Source organism: Nostoc sp. JL33 (assembly GCF_017114985.1).
Classification (GTDB): Bacteria; Cyanobacteriota; Cyanobacteriia; order Cyanobacteriales; family Nostocaceae; genus Nostoc.
This window is the reverse complement of sequence record NZ_JABXKP010000070.1, coordinates 1-14,694: the sequence shown is the minus strand read 5'-3', so window position 1 is coordinate 14,694 and position 14,694 is coordinate 1. Positions and strand designations below refer to the sequence as shown.

Genomic DNA, 14,694 nt, shown 5'->3' with positions numbered 1-14,694 from the left:
TATATGTATAGCAGTTCTCCTACCCTGCTTGAAGCCGTTACACGTCTATGGATGCGATGCAACACATAGTCAACTTAAGTGGAAGGGCGGTTAGAAACCGCATCTACACAAGCAAAACCCACCTCCGTGGGTTTCAACCCTCAATTTTTTCTTAGTCCGCGGAGGCGGACTTTGCCTGTGTAGCCGCGAATTCCATTCGCTTGGGCTTAAGTATGACACCTATGAGCATTACTGTGCCCCTACGAGTATATAACTTGACTTGTAATATATTTTTATGGATTTAGCCTGATACAGGTAGGGAAAACACGTATATATAAGCAGTATGAGTAATACAAATTCAAGCAATTGAGGACGAGTTATTGCTCACAGAGGAGATTGGCAAGGAGTTAAGACCATTGCAGCACATTTTGGAACTAGGAGATGAACAAGTAGCACAAATGTTTAGAGTAACCCGTTTTTTCAGCGTGGGAGACTATTCTAGCTACATGAATATATGGAGCGATCGCCTGTCAAAGAGCTAATACCTTTATCCTACTAAAACTCCTGCAAGTAAGGCGGAATTCAAAATTCCTCATTTCCATGCTTTTGTGTTTAGTGAGATGGTATGTTTATTTTTGTCGTTCTCTACTAGTCAAATTGGCCTGCGATCGGCCAAATGCCCAGAGAAAGAAGCTTATATCTTAGCCTACTGCGGATTCTTCTCCTTTTATACCAACAAACTATCTAGGCAATTTAAGTCCTTCAAATATCTAAAACAGCGAGGTAAAAACATACTTGAAAGTAGCCAATGAATTAGTTTAATCATGAAACTACAAAATTCTTTCATGAAAAAAATATAAATTCATTGACAAAAAATCTCGAAATAATCATCAGATGGAATCCAATGTGTTTTATTATATCTATGGCTAGTAACCAATCTTGAGGTTATTGGCACGATCAACAAAGCCTGATGGCTATGCGATTAATTCAGACTGAATCGCGGGTTTCTGTGTCCAATGATCAATACAAAAGGATAAATAAGACTTGGATTTAGAAGGAGACTTGGAAATATCATCAAACCTTGATTTAACCAGAATAGAAAGTATTTAAATACGCATGGTTAATCAACTTTAAAATACATTAAGCTTATGCCCAATTTCAAAAATAATGATATGATAAATAACGAGATTTGAAAAAACAGCAGGTATTTTGAAATTGGAATTAATTGCTCTACTTGATGTCTCCTATCTTCCCTCAAGCCAACGGCTGATACTGCTGAGACATCACTGGAGGTCGTGAACGGGATGAGAGTTCACAACGAGCCGTGTGGCTCAACCTCTGAATGTGGCTACACCTGGTAAGCGATTTCTTTTTAGACCACTCCCAATTATTTCTAGTCACCTGTGTGCTACAAATAATTTGCCAAAGCTGGAAACAACCATCTTTTTCGAGTAACAGATATCGCAAATGAACCGCGCAAACTAGTTTTTACTCCGAGTGGGCATAGTGCCATAATTAGGTGTAAGCAGCTTGACGTTGTTGCTCTTGAAAGATGAGAAAAACCCCAGATAACTGAAAGGCTTTGTAGATTAATTGCAACACAGTTGATTTTTGGGATGTAAACCGCCGTCAAGATTGACTTGGTAATGTCTGTAATTTTCCGGACAGATGCAGAGACAGTTATAGTAATAACCACCGAATCTGCTTGTGTACCAGAAAAAATATGAGAATGGTAGTTTGGGCTACCACATATCTCATAGTTATCGCATACTAATATAGTCTGAACGTGAAGATATTGCCTTAGGCCAGGTGTATACTACCTATTCTCACTCGATTAAAAATTTTGTAAACGTGCTATTCAATTGTCTGTAATATGAGTAACGACATAGATCTGATCAAACGTCTTGACCCCAGTGCGATGGATCAGATCATGCTTTATCTGGCTTTTAGTGCCATGCGGACGAGTGGGCACAGGCATGGGGCATTTTTAGACGCAGCCGCAACAGCAGCAAAGTGTGCAATTTACATGACCTATTTGGAGCAGGGACAAAACCTGCGGATGACAGGGCATTTGCACCACCTAGAGCCAAAACGCGTAAAAATTATTGTAGAAGAAGTCAGACAGGCGCTAACAGAAGGCAAACTGTTAAAGATGCTGGGTTCTCAGGAACCGCGTTATCTGATTCAATTGCCTTATGTCTGGCTAGAAAAGTATCCTTGGCAACCGGGGCGATCGCGCGTTCCTGGTAGTAGTCTGACAAGCGAAGAAAAAAGACAAATTGAGCAGAAACTGCCAAGTAATCTACCTGATGCCCAGTTAGTTAGCTCTTTTGAGTTTCTGGATTTGATTGAGTTTTTGCACAGGCGATCGCAAGAAGATTTGCCACCCGAACACCAAATGCCATTGAGTGAAGCTTTGGGTGAGCATATCAAGCGCCGTCTACTCTACTCAGGCACGGTAACACGCGTTGATTCTCCTTGGGGAATGCCCTTCTACGCTCTTACCCGTCCTTTTTATGCCCCAGCAGACGATCAAGAACGCACTTACATCATGGTGGAAGATACGGCTCAGTATTTCCGCATGATGAAAAATTGGGCAGAACGGCGACGAAATGCCATGCGCTTGCTGGAAGAACTTGATATCCTCCCAGAAAAAATGGAGCAGGCTATGGAAGAATTAGATGAAGTCATCCGTGCCTGGGCAGATAAATATCACCAAGACGGAGGTATTGCAGTAGTTTTACAGACGGCTTTTGGCGAAAAAGAAGACTAGTACACTGTGGCGGAAGTTTGCTACCTTTAACAAAAAGCTTTATCAATTGTCTAGTTAATTGAGATGGTAGCTGGATTTTTGCCAAGCTGTACTAGTACCGCTACGCAAAATTAAAAATTCAAAAAGCTTAAAAAGTAAGCTTTTCACTGGTTTTGTCCCTTGCTAAAGAGTAGAGGTATGCCTGGTCTATTTACACTATAAAACTGTACTAGTAGTACAAAAGTCACAAAACTGCTTGTGACTTTTGTATTGTGAGTATTTAGTTTACATAATTTGCAAGCAAAGGGCAATTATGCGAAGTTTTATATGAATAGTCTACAGTAGCTTGGGTATTAACGTGAGTTCAACGAATTAAAAAATGGCTGGAGTCAGGGTAGGTAAACCTTTCGGCTCAATGTTAAGTGATGGTTTTGTAGCCAGATAAATATATCTAGCTAAACTAGCGATAAAAATAAACATCGTTATTGTATTTAAAATTCTTAATATTTTGACGAATGATTTATTTTTTGGTAGTGCTTGAATAGAGTTGGCTAATAGCCAACTCTATCCTGTATTTTCAGTCAATTACAAAGCACTGGAATTTAATTAGTGCCGGGTTGCGCGGGAACAAGCGGCTGCGTTGGAACAAGCGGCTGCGTTGGAACAAGCGGCTGCGTTGGAACAAGCTGCTGCGTTGGAACTGGGGTAGTCTCAAAACTTGGACTTGATCCCGCAGGAATTATATTCTGCGGTGTAGACGAAGATGAAGCGCCGATAACGCTGTCACTAGCATCGATACAAGTTTCCAATATCTGGGTGGGGGGAAGGTCGATTTTACTACTACGGAAGCCAACCACACACTGACCAAAGCGCACGGGCAACAAACTACGACCACAGTAATCTAAAGCTGCTGGATTAACTGCTTCCTGAGTACTAGAACTGACGCCGACTACACAGGTAGCTAACTCCTCAGGACGCCTAGCTCTCCCACAATAAGGAAGCGCATCTGTCGCGGCAATTTGTGTCTGCTTCTCAATGTTAACCACGCAAGCAGCCAAATCTCTTGGACGCAGTGCCTTTGCACAACCTTGTGATGCAGCTTCTGCCGTTACACCCACGCTCAAAAGGCGACCCGCACAGACACTATAATCATTCCTGTAAGAGGCAGCAACAGCCACATTAGGCAAGATTGTTGTCAACCATCCAGCTATAGCCAAAACTGGTACTATTAAAATCCTGGAGGTGGAACTGCCTTGTTTGTTCTTACCTTTGCTAACCACTTTTTTGCTCATTAATATTGCGATTCTCCAAACACCCAAGGTTATGCTAACTCAAATATTATTTTAAAGTCCTCTGCAATCAAAGAATTTCGGCGGTAGTAAAGTATAGACATAATTATTTATGTTATGTCGAAAATTGTGCTAATATAACTGTTTGAAAGATAAGTAGGCAACGTAAAAAGTATTTCAGAGTAAGAATACTGCGTAAACCAATCTGATGATTGAGTAGCCTACGAAACTAAATAAACACAAAAAACCTATTGGCAGGAGTACGGCGTGACAGGTCGGAATTCAGGCTTGGAAGCCAGTGCGTCGGTACCGACTTCAAGCAACTGGCGCAATTGATGCCTCTACATTGGTAGGATACGTCATACCAAGGCAAGCAGCCTCAAAAAAACCAAGAATCCCCTGATTTTTAATCAGTGGAATGTCAAAATGGAATGTTTGGGTAAAGTTTAAACAGGATTAGATTAAGGAAACTCATGTCCCGATATAGAGGGCCACGCCTCAGAATTGTCCGTCGCTTGGGCGACTTACCAGGATTGACTCGTAAAAGCGCCAGACGCGCTTACCCACCTGGTATGCATGGTCAGAACCGCAAGAAGCGCTCTGAGTATGCTATCCGTCTAGAGGAAAAGCAAAAGCTCCGCTTCAACTACGGTTTGACTGAAAAGCAATTGCTCCGCTATGTGCGGAAAGCCAGACGTGTTACTGGTTCTACCGGACAAGTGCTGCTGCAATTGCTAGAAATGCGGTTGGATAATACCGTTTTCCGCTTGGGTATAGCCCCGACTATTCCATCGGCTCGTCAACTGGTAAATCACGGTCACGTAACTGTTAACGGTCGTGTGGTGAATATTGCCAGCTACCAATGCCGTCCTGGAGAAGTAATTGCGGTCAGGGATCGGGCACAATCCCGGAAGTTGGTGGAAGCTAACTTGCAATATCCCGGTTTGGCCAACCTCCCCAGTCATTTGGAGTTTGACAAAAATAAGTTGGTTGGTAGAGTCAACAGCGTTATTGAGCGGGAATGGGTGGCACTACAAGTTAACGAATTACTTGTGGTGGAATACTACTCACGACAAGCGTAATAGTCATTTGTCCTTAGTTATTTGCAAAGGGCAAGTCCCAAAGTGTGAGCAGAAGAAACGAAACCTCTGCTCACACTTTTTAATTGAGATGAAGAATTTTTACTTCTTGCCCTGCCAAATATCCAATTATTTTCGGTATTGAATCAAAGCCACAATTTTATGGAGAATTATCAGCTTCAGGAAGAACAATTGTAATTCCATATTCAGGAGCAGTTGCTAATATCCGGTCAATGACATCTTGAGTTATGGGTAACGGTGGAACTGACGAATTTTCTACTTTAGTTCCGACTTGTGCAAAAAACTTTTCTAGTCCACCTGGAGTAGCCCAAATCAGCATTTTGGCTGGTACAGAACCAATATTTTTAAAACTATGGAGTTGGCCTTTGGGAGAATGCAAGAATGTTCCAGAAGTTGCTACAACTGTTTGTTCATCAAGATAAAACTCAATCGAACCCTCTTGAATATAGAATGCTTCATCTTCTCTACTATGAATATGTGGCGGCGGCCCTAATTGGGGTGCAAGTACTACTTCAAACAGTGCATATTTGCCATCTGTTTGTTCGCTCGTAACTTTAAAGGTGGTTACATCGCCTGCTACTGAATAACTATCATCTTCACCTGGTTGCAATAATATTCCATAATTAATTGTCATTTTCAATCATCTCCTGAGTTTTATGACAAACAGATTGCGCCGCTTGCACAAATCAACAAAACACAGCCTAGCTATGATTAAAAAGTCCAGTAATTAAGCTCCAATGGGCTGACTACGATTGTTGGTACAGAAAAGAAGTAGGACACTTACCTTTAATGCTAAAAATGATTCAATTTAAAGCGTTCGCTCAAATTATTTCTTTATTTTTAATCTTTGCTGACTCAATGGCACTACAATATCTTGGGATAATGGCTCGATAACACCATCAGTAGGCAGAGATTTAATAAAAGCTATTACCTCTTTTGTCTAAAGTCAAATTCTAACCGACGTTCGTTGAACTTTGAAGCTCAATTGCTTAGTGGAACAAACAATTAATGACTTGGAAAACGACATTCCTCTTTATGGTACTGGCAACTCTAGTAGTAATACTTGTGGGTTGGCTAACCTCAATTGGAATATTACCAATTAGTCAAATGATTAACTATAGCGATGCTGGACTGAGATTTATTCGAGTCTGGATCTTGTTAGCGATCGCTATTGGGCTTATTGTTCCTACAATTACGTTTGTTATTTGGTTTAAGTATCCTGAAATTCGCAAAATATTTGGCTTATACTTGCTAGTTCTGATTATCCAAATTGTCACTGAACAAATAGTCAGTATTTGGTTGCCAAGTCTAGTGGTAATTATTGGTACACTTTACACTGCATTTCGAGTTTGGCAACTTTGGCACGAGCAGCAATTCATCAAAAGTACTGATTTCGTCGAGCGAGGGAACTTCAGGATAATTAGTAGTGTCTTATGGCTGCTGCTTTTGTTTTGGTCAAGTAATTTAATCATGCTACTGACTCTATCCTGGCCAAGTATTTTGTAGTTTTGCAGCAAATTGGAGATTTTTAGCAAGAACCTTTTTCACCAATTTTGAATCAATCCTAGCGTAGGCGTAGTCCGCACTTCTCTACGAGACGCTGCGCGAACGGCAAAGCTCAGTGACCACCGCAGGCATAGTGAGCAAATCTATAATTTGATACCCCATACAGGAAGAGATTTTCAGCCTTTGATTGAGTATGACCAATGACTATCCGCCGATTTGCGACATTGTGCGAGTATATGCACCTAAAATGCCAGAATCACGCCCTTTAAAGTTAATTTCTGGCTTATTTGCGAGTAAACTACTCACCTGCTCTTGTAATTGAGCGGTGCTGACACCAGAACGCAAAGCAGTTTTTAAATCTATTTGACCAGTTTCATTTAATAAACATGGACGCAGCCAGCCATCGGCACTCAGGCGCATCCGGTTACAACGATCGCAAAAACATTCCGACATCTGACTAATAAATCCTAGTGTCCCCTTCGCACCGGGAATTTGAAAGACATCAGCAGGGCCAGCACCACGAACTTGGGATTCTGTCAAGCCCCAGCGATCGCGAATTTGTCCTCGTAAATCGGCTGAAGATACCCAACCGCGATCGCCAAACAAATGCACATTACCAATGGGCATAAATTCAATAAATCGAACGTGCCACTGTTTGTCAATTGTCAGGGCGGCTAAATCTAGAACTTCGTGGTCGTTAACACCAGGAATCACCACCACATTCAGCTTCAGGGGGTCGAATCCGACCTGATGGGCAGCTTGAATCCCCTGCCAAACTTGTTGCCAACGAGAACGCCCCTGATTACCGATGATTTGATCAAAAATGTCGGGATCAAGAGAGTCCAGACTAATATTAATTCGTCGCAGACCAGCATTGTAGAGGTTTTGTGCCATCGGAGCCAGCAAAAAAGCGTTGGTAGTCATTGAGAGGTCTTGAGTTTGGGGGAGAGTTGCGATCGCGCTTACCAAATCCACCACACGCGGACGCAATAATGGTTCACCCCCAGTTAAACGAAACCGATTAAAGCCTACTGGAATAAATACTTCTTGAATTAAGGTGAGTAGTTCCTCATCAGTTAACAGCTGTTGCTTGAGAATATAGTCTAGTTCTACTCCCTCTGGCATACAGTACTGACAACGAAAATTGCAGCGATCGATTAAGCTTATGCGGAGGTAGTCTACCTGATTCATCGTTTTATTTTTATTGTCTCTGATAAATTAAAGACTTTACAAAGATGGTTTACCGAAAAGATGGGTCTAAAACCCCGTCCTTCCAGGACGGCAATATAATTGTATTTTTATGCTAATTGCTTCCTAACTTGTGGCTTGGGTACGGTAGGGCATACCGGAACCTTTGCGCTAGACGCAAGTAACGCTTCTGGAGAATCGACCTCTACTCTAATTGGAGCAATCCTGTCAGAGCAAGCTGTTTTGTAGATAGAAGAATCCCCGTGCGTTTACGCCGGGGAGTGTCAAGCCTTCCTACTATATTTGTTGTAACTCAAAATACCGTACTCCCTCTTAAGTAAGAGTCTACAGATTGTGGCATAATAAGCCGATCGCATCCACTAGTTAGTCATCAATCGTGCAAGACACCGACTCCATCAACAACCTTGCTGCTGCTTTACTACAGCCGGCAGATATCAGCTTTGAACTGCCCGATCCAGAAGATGAACAGATTCTAGAGTCAGATTTTCAACAGCAGCTAGAAATAGCTTGGCAGGTATGCGATCGCTTTGATTTGCAAACTGAAATCTGGCGGGGGCGAATTTTACGGGCGATCCGCGACAGAGAGAAAGTCGGTGGTGACGGACGCGGTACTGGCTTTCTGCGATGGCTAAAAGAGCGGGAAATCAGCAAAAGTCAAGCTTATGCCTGGATTCAACTGGCCAATAGTGCCGATACTCTCATCGAAGACGGTAAACTTGACCCCGCAACTGTGAACAACTTCAGCAAACGGGCTTTTGTTGAAACCTCCAAAGCATCGCCCCAAGTCCAACAGATGGTGAGTGAAGCTGCACAAAAAGGCGATCGCATCACCAGGCGGGAAGTGCGTCAACTCAGCGATGAATGGACAGCCATGTCCTCAGATTTATTACCGGAAGCAGTCAAGGAAAAAGCAGCAGATAACACTCTTCCCCCACGCTACATCGCCCCACTGGTGAAGGAAATGGAAAAACTGCCAGAATCGCACCAAAAGTTTATCCAAAAAGAAATTGCTGCTAACCCTGATGTGGATACCCTCAAACAGGTAACTACCGAAGCGCGTAACTTGGCCAAATATCTCAAAGGGGCGGCTCAAGTTCAGGCGCTGACGAAGGAAGATGTTGATATTGAAACAGCCTTAGAAGAAGCGCAAAGAGTCGGCTGTTTGAGCATTGCTGCTGACTTGGTAAATCAAGCATCGCAGATTGAACAAACGATCGCTAAATTGTACATGACTTGGAAACGGATCGGTAATTTAGCAGATCGATTATATGTGGATACTGGCGCAAGTACACCCAACTTGCGATCGCTCCTCACATGCTTGGAACCTCTGGGTGGTGAAATCATGGAGTTGCAACTTAGTGGTGCGACTGAACACACTATTCGTTTGCAAATTCAGGAAACGAGTTAGGGAATAGGGAATGCGGAGTGAAGAATTATTCTCGCCCTGCTTCCCCTGCTCTCCTCTTTCCCCTCACTGGGGATAAAGTTTGGGTTTGTAGGTCATCAATATGACATTTACTCATTGTCTGGCTGATCAAAAAGCGCATCTAAATCACGATAGCCACTAACCACTCGCAGAACTTCAATTCTAGTTTCAATTGGGCGATAAAATATTAAATAATCATCAACTGAAAAGCTCCGCAATGAAGGTAAAAGCTCAGACCTCTTACGCCCCATGCTGGGAAACAGGACACAAAGAAAGAAAGAAAATTTGGCGCAGCCTCACAAAGAAATGGTATAACCCATCAGCCCCAATCCATCTTAATTCCTTTAATTTTAGTGCGTTTCAACGTACTTTAGCTATTAGCCCGCAATTTATTGCAGGGCGAGAAAGCAATGCTCTCACTGAGGTTTTAGGGATGGGGGGTTTAACACCAGCCATGTTAAAAGCACCATATCTCAAATTCTAATTAGCAGCGCAAGATGTAGCGACGAGTGAGGAGTTATGGGGCGACGCAGTAGGTACTTGAGCAACCAAAACCACGTTCCCATTGGCATCCATTACCCATCCTTGGGCTTCCACAATTTCAGTAGGTTCATTGACAAAATTAACTTTGTGTGAGTTTTCTTCTGTGTTTCGCTGCTTGTGAACAACCACTCTTTTTTGAATACCGCTAGCACGATTCTTACTCTCTGGCTCCAGTGTAATCCAATCTGCTAGCACCGCATCATCAGCTATCAATGGCTCTGTGGGATCGGGTGCTAGTCCTCCACGCCCAGTAGCAATAAATGAACTCCTGGCTATTTTTCCACCAGTATTACAACTAGCAACAATTTGCTGCGAAGCATCAACCAGATTTATGGGTAATTGCACTAATCCTTTACTGGGGTCAACATCTGGTGAGTTGATTTGTACAGTGCCACTTAATAAAGGGTTTTGCTGAGAAAATGCGGTGATGTCATTTGTTGGCAGGTTATTCGGGTTGATTTCCTTTGCATCAAGTCTCTCTACCTCTGCACGAGTGTGGGGCACAAACCCAAAGATGTTCTTAGCGGTGATTGTGATTTTACCACCAGAGCCAGAGAAGGCATTGGCAGTGATATCGCTATTTTCCAAGGGAGGAGCGACGAGGAAGCCATTAGGTGCTTTAATGGTGATATTACCGCCATTTCCACTAAGCCTTGTTGTACCTGCGTTAGTGGTTATTTGACTTTCACGGCGCATCACTAATAAATCCCGCGCCTGTAGCGTAATATTCCCGCCTCGACCTGACTCGTTTTCAGCTGTGAGTTTTCCTTTGTTGTCCAGAAGTATAGAGCGAGCAGTTATATTTATTTCGCCTGCTTGTCCTAACTTATTTGGATCTCCGTCAGAGATTACATTTTTTCGAGCTTGGCTGCTCACAGATATTGCAGCCCCATTCTGGATGATCAATCGCTCTGTGGTTAGCGTCAAATTGCCGCCATCTCCAGGCCCTTCAGTTCCAGAAAACAAGCCACTGATCCTAGAACCATTTGGTGAGGTTCCTATTAGTTCTACAGACTCAGAGGCGTTCACCATCAAATTTCCTGCTTTTCCTGTAGCTGGTATAAGTTCGTTAGAAAAATAACCATATATGCTCTCAGAGGTTGTTGATATTTTTGCCCCTCCTTGGATACGCAAGTTTCTAGTGTTAATTGTGATGCTGCCAGCGTTTTTATCGCCATAAGTTGCACTAAATAATCCACTGGATATTAAATCACTACCATCTTGCTGACGAACGGAGGTGCCGCCGATTAGTTCCACGGAATCTGAGGCGTTTATGGTCAATTGCCCCTGCAATTGTGCTCCACCTCTGACGACAAACTTTTTAGTAGTGACATTTATGTTTCCAGAGCCTCCGGTGGAGAAACTCTGAGTAAACAGTTGTGCATTTTGCTCAACTACTACAGAGTCTGAGGCGTTCAGTGTCACATTCCCCCCTGACTGATCTTGCAAGGGATAAACTAGCATTAGGAAGCTGCCAGCTATCCGCACATTCCTGCCTTGCATCTGGATATTCCCGCCACTGTCTCCATGAGTATCGATGGTGGATGAAATTTGGTTCGATTTAATTAATTCGATGTTCTGGAAATTTTGAACACCTTCATATCCAAATGCCCAACCTTGGTTCGTTGGACTTAAACTGACCAAACTATTACCACCGACGCTTCCTAACTCAACGCTTCCATCCTTTGCTGTGATATTTCCCCCATCTAGCGTGATATCACCGCCTATAAGTGCCAAGGTTTTGCCTTGCTGCACCTGTAGACCAACCCCTTCTCCAAAGATATTAACTGCGCCATCTGGTTTTGCTTGGGATTGATTGCGGATGGGAGCCGCAGTTGTTCCGAATTGTAAACCAATGGGAACACTTACTGTCAGCAGGGGTGTAGTTTGACCAGATGTAGCACTAAACTTTGTACCATCAGCAAAGTTCAAGCTATTCGCCGTAGTAGCCACAAATGAACCGCCGATATTTAAAGAAGCATTGCGCCCAAAAACAATCCCGTTAGGATTAATCAGAAACAGGTTGGCTGTGCCGTTAGCTTTCAGAATGCCATCTATATTAGAAATAGAATTGCCACTCACCCGACTGATGATGTTTTGAATATCTATTGGATTGTTAAAGTAGGCTGTGCTTCCCGCAGGAACGGAAAACTGTTCAAAGCTGTGGAACAAGTTTGTACCACGAACTGCCCCACCATCTATCTGGTCTATAGGCTGACCATTGATTAGCTTTGGTGTAATGATTGAGCTTTCAGATCCAAGTGTGCCATCCTTTTGTATTTGGGCTAAGGCAAAACTCTCAAAGAAAGTGAGCACTCCAGCAATTGCTAAAGTACTCACTATCCCTAACTCCCAGTACCAACTGCTTCGGTATCGAGACATGACAAACTTGCACCCAAAAAATAAAAGTATATTTAAATACTGCTCCTTGCTAGTTAGGTATAGTGATACTTGAGATTATCTCTGTAGCCTAACTAGTAAATGCAAAGTTCAGCATTTTTATACTCACTAGAATAAACTCTTTAGAGGTCATTTATAAAGTAAAAATAAAATTCCTCTTGGGGAGCCAGTGCGTTGCTGTAGTCAAAAGAGTTGTAGCAACCGGTGAACCAGCGCACCCAAGTTAGTTTCCTTAGATTTACTTTAATAAATGGTCTTTTACAGTCCGAAGACTAAATTATTTAGCAGTTACAGCCGAAAGGGTTGCCAGTTGAAGGGCAAGGGATACACTTTACCCCTCTTGTTTATAAATACAGTCCGAAGACTAAATTATTTAGCAGTTACAGCCAAGAGGGTTGCCATTTGAAGGGCAAGGGACACACCATGAATTTTGCATTAGCACAATTCCCTCTCCTGTGCCTTCTGAGTTTGCTTGCAATAATTCATTAGGTTGCTGTTGATCAACTGCATCACCAGATTTGATTTTATTTAGGTTAAGATTGCACTGCCACTGAACTATCAAAGCTCTATCTTCTAATACTCCGTACTTCTCAAGTACTGTGTATAAGCCAGCGTTATTAACGCTTTCAAGCAGTTTCTGTTGAATCTCGTCTTGTAACTGTTGTAATGTTTCAGGGTTCATGACTGTTTCCATTTCCTACTGGATGTGTACAATTGTTGATTCAGTTTGGCTAAAAAGAATTTCGGCTACTGTCACAAAACTTAATATTTTACTGCTGGATTTACCAAAACAGTGCTGTTAGCGCTTAAAACGTTGGGTTTCACGGGCTTTACCGAACCGTATTGCAATGACTCCAGAAACTTTTGAACAGATTCCTCCAACGAAGTAGAATATACTCTATCAATGCGTAGACACGTAGCGGATTATCTTTGGACATCGCTAATTCTCCGCATCTGCTTTTTGCATTTTTGCAACGCAATCAAAAACTCTGCGTCATTTTTTAGTACTGGCCTGTTAAACAAGTGAACACCTTCAAACCTTGATACTCAGGCAGTTAAATTATGGCTAATATGTCTCCAGCCTCTAGGCGTAGCAAGAGACACCAATTATTACAAATGTATGGTAACTGCTGTTGCTGGTGTAGCAAGCAAATGACCAATTCGGAAAGAACCATTGAACACTTAGTTCCTAAGAGCCTGGGTGGATGTAATAGTCTCTCGAACTTACGTTTGGCTTGTTTTACTTGCAATAATTCCCGTGGGAACAGTCTGTTTCCTCCACACCTCAAAAATACTTTTGAGTTTATAAATAAAACTTACTAATAGCATTTAGTTGAATTTTGTCAAAAGATCCCTCGACAACTTTTAGATATCGTCATGGGTGTAAGCATCCGGCTAAATGAGATAATAAACAACTGAATAAAGCTGTTGAATATGTCGAACGTTCTCGCTCAAAACGACTCGTAGATTTAATGGCAAGTAATGACCTTTACTCAGATGGTGAAATTCCTGCTGAAATTCAACAGTATTTACATGATTTTGAAGCTATACAACGGCAAATTGATAATGAACCAAGACACGCTTATAATAGTAGTAAATTGGATGATAATAACCTCGGTAAAAGCCCACAGAATCGCGCTGCTCTCGAAGCTTATAACGAAACTATTGCAGATTTGGAAGCTGAAAAACAGCAAATTTGGGAACAAATGCGCCGTCTAGATCCTGTTCTGGCTGGTCAAATTCAAGTAAGTCCCATGAATTTGTCATCGATACAGCAGCTAATTAAAGTACCTACAACAGCTATTCTGAGCTTTTATACTACCTCGAATGACACCCATATCTTTATCATCCGGCAGAATCAAATTACTTTGCACACTTGTACGGAATTGGGATTTGAAACTTTACAATCATCGATTTTAACTCACTGGTTAGGGCAATATGTTCATCACAAAGATACTTGGAAAGAGCAATTTATTTTTTTAATAGCAGAACTAGCTGAAGTCTTAAAGTTAAATGGTTTAATTGCACAACATCTGAAAAATATTGATGAATTGATTCTTATTCCTCATCTAGCATTACATCTAATTCCTTTTGGTGCTTTACCAATAGCAGAAAGTCAATATCTTGGAGATAAATTTTTGATTCGTTACGTTCCTAGCTGCCAAATTTTAGAATTTTGTCACAACCGTCCCTCAGTCAGTAGTCTTATGAACTACGGTATTGTTGAAGATGCTACTGAAGATTTACCTTACGCTAGTTGGGAAGGAGAACAACTAGCAAATTTGTATGATATTCCTGATAATCAACGTTTAAAAGGTAGTCAAGAAGCTAGTGTCAGCAACTATCGTCAACTGATACAAAAAGTTCAAGTAATTCATTCTAGTCATCATGCGCGATCGCGGCTCGATAATCCTCTAGAATCAGTATTAATTTTACTGGAGTTTAGACTAGTTCCCGGTGCGAAACTAAATTTCCAAAAAATAAGGATAC

14 protein-coding genes are annotated in these 14,694 nt (G+C 42.0%); 8 read left to right on the top strand and 6 right to left on the bottom strand.

The annotated features are described in order from the left end of the window. The first annotated feature begins 359 nt into the window (after positions 1 to 359). Positions 360 to 521, top strand: coding sequence for a hypothetical protein (locus HWQ23_RS19690; protein WP_292831526.1), 162 nt, complete (start codon positions 360 to 362; stop codon positions 519 to 521). Positions 522 to 1,852: 1,331 nt separating this feature from the next. Beyond that, entirely contained in the window at positions 1,853 to 2,752 is a 900-nt protein-coding gene (gene hetR / locus HWQ23_RS19685) for a heterocyst differentiation master regulator HetR (protein WP_292831523.1), read from the top strand. A gap of 581 nt (positions 2,753 to 3,333) precedes the next feature. Here hetR and HWQ23_RS19680 read toward each other — a convergent pair. Next, positions 3,334 to 4,023, bottom strand: coding sequence for a hypothetical protein (locus tag HWQ23_RS19680; RefSeq protein WP_292831520.1), 690 nt, complete (start codon positions 4,021 to 4,023; stop codon positions 3,334 to 3,336). A 470-nt stretch (positions 4,024 to 4,493) separates the two neighbouring features. Between HWQ23_RS19680 and rpsD the strand changes: the two genes are divergently transcribed. Beyond that, positions 4,494 to 5,102, top strand: coding sequence for a 30S ribosomal protein S4 (gene rpsD / locus HWQ23_RS19675; protein ID WP_292831517.1), 609 nt, complete (start codon positions 4,494 to 4,496; stop codon positions 5,100 to 5,102). A 157-nt stretch (positions 5,103 to 5,259) separates the two neighbouring features. Here rpsD and HWQ23_RS19670 read toward each other — a convergent pair whose 3' ends face one another. Further along, positions 5,260 to 5,754, bottom strand: a complete 495-nt coding sequence (locus tag HWQ23_RS19670; protein ID WP_292831514.1) for a quercetin 2,3-dioxygenase — start codon at positions 5,752 to 5,754, stop codon at positions 5,260 to 5,262. A gap of 374 nt (positions 5,755 to 6,128) precedes the next feature. Here HWQ23_RS19670 and HWQ23_RS19665 point away from each other — a divergent pair, with 374 nt between their 5' ends. After that, on the top strand, positions 6,129 to 6,626 hold the full coding sequence (locus HWQ23_RS19665; protein WP_292831511.1) for a hypothetical protein: 498 nt from the start codon (positions 6,129 to 6,131) through the stop codon (positions 6,624 to 6,626). Between the two features lie 204 nt (positions 6,627 to 6,830). Here HWQ23_RS19665 and moaA read toward each other — a convergent pair whose 3' ends face one another. Continuing rightward, positions 6,831 to 7,817, bottom strand: coding sequence for a GTP 3',8-cyclase MoaA (gene moaA, locus HWQ23_RS19660; protein ID WP_292831508.1), 987 nt, complete (start codon positions 7,815 to 7,817; stop codon positions 6,831 to 6,833). Between the two features lie 394 nt (positions 7,818 to 8,211). Between moaA and HWQ23_RS19655 the strand changes: the two genes are divergently transcribed. Further along, positions 8,212 to 9,243 carry a hypothetical protein gene (locus HWQ23_RS19655; RefSeq protein ID WP_292831505.1) on the top strand — a complete coding sequence of 344 codons (1,032 nt, stop codon included), beginning with the start codon at positions 8,212 to 8,214 and terminating at the stop codon, positions 9,241 to 9,243. A 107-nt stretch (positions 9,244 to 9,350) separates the two neighbouring features. Here HWQ23_RS19655 and HWQ23_RS19650 read toward each other — a convergent pair whose 3' ends face one another. Further along, positions 9,351 to 9,512: a type II toxin-antitoxin system RelE/ParE family toxin gene (locus HWQ23_RS19650; protein ID WP_292831502.1), complete on the bottom strand. Its 162-nt coding sequence runs from the start codon at positions 9,510 to 9,512 to the stop codon at positions 9,351 to 9,353. On the opposite strand from HWQ23_RS19650, the gene HWQ23_RS19645 reads away from it, so the two are divergent. Next, positions 9,479 to 9,745 carry a hypothetical protein gene (locus tag HWQ23_RS19645; RefSeq protein WP_292831767.1) on the top strand — a complete coding sequence of 89 codons (267 nt, stop codon included), beginning with the start codon at positions 9,479 to 9,481 and terminating at the stop codon, positions 9,743 to 9,745. The genes HWQ23_RS19650 and HWQ23_RS19645 overlap by 34 nt on opposite strands. Here HWQ23_RS19645 and HWQ23_RS19640 read toward each other — a convergent pair. Together HWQ23_RS19640 and HWQ23_RS19635 are read right to left on the bottom strand one after the other, a co-directional pair. Continuing rightward, positions 9,742 to 12,186, bottom strand: coding sequence for a two-partner secretion domain-containing protein (locus HWQ23_RS19640; RefSeq protein ID WP_292831499.1), 2,445 nt, complete (start codon positions 12,184 to 12,186; stop codon positions 9,742 to 9,744). The two genes, HWQ23_RS19645 and HWQ23_RS19640, sit on opposite strands and share 4 nt — an antisense overlap. Positions 12,187 to 12,577: 391 nt before the next feature. Beyond that, positions 12,578 to 12,886, bottom strand: a complete 309-nt coding sequence (locus tag HWQ23_RS19635) for a hypothetical protein (protein WP_292831496.1) — start codon at positions 12,884 to 12,886, stop codon at positions 12,578 to 12,580. A gap of 380 nt (positions 12,887 to 13,266) precedes the next feature. On the opposite strand from HWQ23_RS19635, the gene HWQ23_RS33470 reads away from it, so the two are divergent. Together HWQ23_RS33470 and HWQ23_RS19630 are read left to right on the top strand one after the other, a co-directional pair. Beyond that, the gene (locus tag HWQ23_RS33470) at positions 13,267 to 13,527 is read left to right on the top strand and encodes an HNH endonuclease (protein WP_365742032.1); all 261 of its coding nucleotides are present in this window, start codon (positions 13,267 to 13,269) and stop codon (positions 13,525 to 13,527) included. A 149-nt stretch (positions 13,528 to 13,676) separates the two neighbouring features. Beyond that, positions 13,677 to 14,694, top strand: a 1,018-nt coding sequence (locus HWQ23_RS19630) for a CHAT domain-containing protein (protein WP_292831493.1), incomplete at its 3' end; no start/stop codon positions are given.